The sequence below is a fragment of the Streptomyces sp. NPDC054840 genome (assembly GCF_053611065.1).
In genome coordinates this window covers 1-3,126 of sequence record NZ_JBSGZP010000784.1, presented here as the reverse complement: position 1 = coordinate 3,126, position 3,126 = coordinate 1, and the positions used below count along the sequence as shown (strand labels likewise).

At 66.8% G+C, this 3,126-nt stretch carries 3 protein-coding genes; 2 read left to right on the top strand and 1 reads right to left on the bottom strand.

All coding sequences use genetic code 11. The annotated features are described in order from the left end of the window. Window positions 1-128 precede the first annotated feature (128 nt). Window positions 129-740, top strand: coding sequence for a hypothetical protein (locus tag ACWGIU_RS33965; RefSeq protein ID WP_453711950.1), 612 nt, complete (start codon window positions 129-131; stop codon window positions 738-740). A 4-nt stretch (window positions 741-744) separates the two neighbouring features. Here the strand turns inward: ACWGIU_RS33965 and ACWGIU_RS33960 are convergent, their stop codons facing one another. Further along, window positions 745-1,065, bottom strand: a complete 321-nt coding sequence (locus ACWGIU_RS33960) for a ferredoxin (protein WP_030723362.1) — start codon at window positions 1,063-1,065, stop codon at window positions 745-747. Window positions 1,066-1,329: 264 nt separating this feature from the next. On the opposite strand from ACWGIU_RS33960, the gene arc reads away from it, so the two are divergent. Further along, window positions 1,330-3,096, top strand: a complete 1,767-nt coding sequence (gene arc / locus ACWGIU_RS33955; protein WP_453711949.1) for a proteasome ATPase — start codon at window positions 1,330-1,332, stop codon at window positions 3,094-3,096. Window positions 3,097-3,126 lie beyond the last annotated feature (30 nt).

Below are 3,126 nucleotides of genomic sequence, written 5' to 3'. Positions count from 1 at the left end.
CCCGGGAACTGCGCCACAGCGCCTTTTCGTTGTCCCGTGCACCAGCCCCGGACCCAGCCGTTCCACCTCCCTGTGAGGTGTGGCACGATGCTGGCTCCTCGTCACCCTTCGCACAGGAGACACCCCGCGTGCCGCACAGCCACGCCGAGACGGCCCCGCTCCCGCACACCCTGGAGCACAGCCGCACCAGGCCCGTCCACTGGCTCGCCACGGCCACCGCCATGGCAGCCGTCATAGCCGCCGCAGGACTCGTACAGCCGGCCACCGGCACCCCGGCCCTCGACACCACCGGGACCGCCGCGCAACCCCCCGCGAAGGGGCCCCGGGCCACCGCACCCGACCCGGCGGGCGTCACCTACCCCCTCGACTGCAAGGGCGCCCCGCAGACCGTCACCACCAGCGCCCAGGGCGACCTCGACGGCGACGGCCGACCCGAGACCGTGGCCGCCGTCCGCTGCGAAGCCGGCTCCGGCACCCCGCCCCACGCGATCTACGTACTCACCACGGACCCCGCCGAAGGCGCCCGCCCCCGCGTCGTCGCCACCCTGCTCGAAGCCGCCCGGCGACAGACCGCCACCGAGCTCACCGTGCGCGACGGGCTCGTCACCGCGACCCTCGTCGGCTACTCCTCACCCGCCGTACCCCGCTACAGCCCCGACACGAAACAGCTAGCCAAGTGGCGCTGGCGCGACGGAAAATTCCGCCAGGAGCTGACGGACTCGGCCGCCAGGAGTGTTTGAAGGGTCACTCCGCGTCGGGACCGAAGACTTCCACCCTGTCCGAAACACGCCTCACGTGGATGCAGTCCCCCGGACATTCCTTCGCCGAGTCGACCACGTCCTGGAGCAGCGTCAGCGGAACCGGAGTGGTCGCCCCCGCGTCCTGCAGCAGCTCGTCCTCCGGGCTCTTCACATACGCCAGACCATCGATGTCCAGCTCGAACACCTCAGGCGCGTACTGCACGCAGATGCCGTCCCCGGTGCACAGATCCTGATCGATCCAGACCTCGAGCGGCTCGCCGGCCTCACCGGCACCGCCCGTCGGAGCCTCCTGCTGCACGGTCATATCTCCTGCCGTTCCCTGCGCTGAGTGATCCATCCCGGTCGAAACCCGCAGCAAGTCGCGCGGGCCCTGACGGGTGTTGAACACTTCGACCTTACAACCGGCTGCTTCCCGAGTTTGATGGGTGGGTATTTCCTTGGCGTGAGGGAGTACGCAAGGGTGAAGATCGGACACACCTCTACCGTCTTTGTGATCTAGGGGTTTCAATCACCACCAGCCCAGGTAGGGTCAGGAAGCGTCCAGCTCCCCTTGGAGGAGGTGAGGACCGTGGCAGCCCACGACGACGACATCAACCGCGGCATCCGGCCCGCGCGAGGGTCCGAGGACCCCGCCGGCCAGGTTGCCTATCTCGAGCAGGAAATCGCCGTCCTGCGACGAAAGCTCGCCGACTCTCCGCGACACACGAGGATTCTCGAAGAGCGGATCGTCGAGCTCCAGACAAACCTGGCCGGCGTATCCGCGCAGAACGAACGACTCGCGAATACCCTCCGTGAGGCCCGAGACCAGATCGTGGCCCTCAAGGAAGAAGTCGACCGGCTCGCACAGCCGCCGGCCGGTTTCGGTGTCTTCCTGCAGGCGAACGAGGACGGCACCGTCGACATCTTCACCGGAGGCCGAAAGCTCCGCGTGAACGTCAGCCCCAGCGTCGACCCGGAAGACCTCCGGCGCGGCCAGGAGGTCATGCTCAACGAGGCCCTCAACGTGGTCGAGGCCATGGAATACGAGCGGGCCGGGGACATCGTCACCCTCAAGGAAATCCTCGAGGACGGCGAGCGCGCCCTGGTCGTCGGGCACACCGACGAGGAAAGGGTGGTGAGGCTCGCCGAGCCGCTCCTGGACATCACCATCCGCCCCGGCGACGCGCTCCTGCTCGAACCCCGCTCCGGCTACGTCTACGAGGTCGTCCCCAAGAGCGAGGTCGAGGAACTCGTCCTCGAAGAGGTCCCGGACATCGACTACGACAAGATCGGCGGTCTGGGCGACCAGATCGAGCTGATCCGCGACGCGGTCGAGCTCCCCTACCTCTACCCGGACCTCTTCAAGGAACACGAACTGCGGCCCCCGAAGGGCATCCTGCTCTACGGCCCGCCCGGCTGCGGCAAGACACTCATCGCCAAGGCCGTCGCCAACTCCCTTGCCAAGAAGGTCGCCGAGGTGACCGGCCAGCCCGCCGGGAAGTCCTACTTCCTCAATATCAAGGGCCCCGAACTCCTCAACAAGTACGTCGGCGAGACCGAGCGGCACATCCGCCTCGTCTTCCAGCGTGCCCGCGAGAAGGCGAGCGAGGGCACCCCCGTCATCGTCTTCTTCGACGAGATGGAATCCCTCTTCCGCACCCGCGGATCCGGCGTCAGCTCGGACGTGGAGAACACCATCGTCCCCCAGCTGCTCGCCGAGATCGACGGCGTGGAAGGCCTGGAGAACGTCATCGTCATCGGCGCCTCCAACCGCGAGGACATGATCGACCCGGCCATCCTGCGCCCCGGCCGGCTCGACGTGAAGATCAAGATCGAGCGTCCGGACGCCGAGGCCGCGAAGGACATCTTCGCGAAGTACCTCAAGGCCTCCCTGCCCCTGCACTCGGACGACCTGTCCGAACACCAGGACTCCAAGGACGGCACCGTCCACAGCATGATCCAGACCGTCGTCGAACAGATGTACGCCGAAACCGAGGAGAACCGCTTCCTCGAGGTCACGTACGCCAACGGCGACAAGGAAGTCCTCTACTTCAAGGACTTCAACTCCGGCGCGATGATCCAGAACATCGTCGACCGGGCCAAGAAGATGGCCATCAAGGCCTTCCTCGAACACAACCAGAAGGGCCTGCGGGTGGCCCACCTGCTCCAGGCCTGCGTGGACGAGTTCAAGGAGAACGAGGACCTGCCCAACACCACCAACCCGGACGACTGGGCCCGCATCTCCGGAAAGAAGGGCGAGCGGATCGTATTCATCCGCACCCTCGTCACCGGAAAGCAAGGCGCGGACACCGGACGCTCCATCGACACGGTGGCAAACACCGGTCAGTACCTCTGACAAAGCGGGGCGGCTGCGGATGCCCTCCCC

What these genes read in the sequence shown, in the direction of transcription:
- ACWGIU_RS33960 (WP_030723362.1), bottom strand. Translation starts at nt 1,065, where the DNA reads ATGACCGTGCAGCAGGAGGCTCCGACGGGCGGTGCCGGTGAGGCCGGC.